Here is a 337-nt window from a genome sequence, read left to right as displayed (position 1 = left end):
TTCTTAACCTAATTTCACTTCGTGGGTTTAGCAGTAAAGACGGGTACGTTTCCACCACTGAGATTATTGAATCAACCGATGGTCAAGTCACTCGCGCAGCCTTACAGCAAAGGCTGAGAGCTGCAGTTAATATCGGATTGTTCAAACAAATCCCAGTTCGCTTTGAAGAAGGCCTTGCTGGTAAAACCATGTTGCATCGCTTTGTGAACCCAAACCAATTGATATCGGTGCTGGGTGCCACCAGCTTAGTGACAGAAAGCGTGAAGCAAAATGAAAAGCAAAAGCGCTCTAAAGCCCTAGCTCAAACCAAAGTAAACAAGCGCTTACTGAATGAACA

The 337-nt window shown here is 44.5% G+C and carries 1 pseudogene; it reads left to right on the top strand.

The features are described 5' to 3' along the window. Nucleotides 1-337, top strand: a pseudogene (locus AB4512_RS22830) (translation elongation factor); the annotation flags it as partial.

The sequence above is a fragment of the Vibrio sp. 10N.222.52.B7 genome (genome assembly GCF_041474275.1).
GTDB lineage: Bacteria > Pseudomonadota > Gammaproteobacteria > Enterobacterales > Vibrionaceae > Vibrio > Vibrio crassostreae_C.
The sequence above is the reverse complement of the archived record's forward strand: the minus strand, read 5'-3'. Positions and strand labels throughout refer to the sequence as shown.